This is a genomic window from Nocardioides oceani (assembly GCF_030412965.1).
Taxonomy (GTDB): Bacteria; Actinomycetota; Actinomycetes; order Propionibacteriales; family Nocardioidaceae; genus Nocardioides; species Nocardioides oceani.
On sequence record NZ_JAUHJQ010000136.1, the window covers coordinates 1 to 280 of the forward strand.

The 280-nt window shown below is 72.5% G+C and carries 1 protein-coding gene; it reads right to left on the reverse strand.

All coding sequences use genetic code 11. From position 1 onward, the window contains the following. On the reverse strand, positions 1 to 150 hold a 150-nt coding region (locus QWY28_RS23570), incomplete at its 3' end, for a nucleoside triphosphate pyrophosphohydrolase family protein (RefSeq protein ID WP_500690676.1). Positions 151 to 280: the final 130 nt, after the last annotated feature.

The following is a 280-nucleotide window of genomic DNA, read 5'->3' on the forward strand; positions in this document are numbered from 1 at the left end:
GGCGGCCATCCAGGACTCGGCGGCCTCCTCGACCAGCTTCTTGCCGATCGCATGGACCCCCGCGTCGAGCTCTCGCACGGTGCCCGATCCCTCGGGACGGGTCCGGGCCTTCTCGGCCAGCTCGGTCCACAGCTCCTCGAACGTCTTCACGATGGACCAGCCTAGGTGGTGGGCCTGCGGGGCCCGGTATCGGATCGCGGGAACGAGACCTGCACGACACGATGGTCCCGTGGACGCCCCCCCCTGGCCGGCCTGCGCTGGCCCCGCCCCACCGACCGCG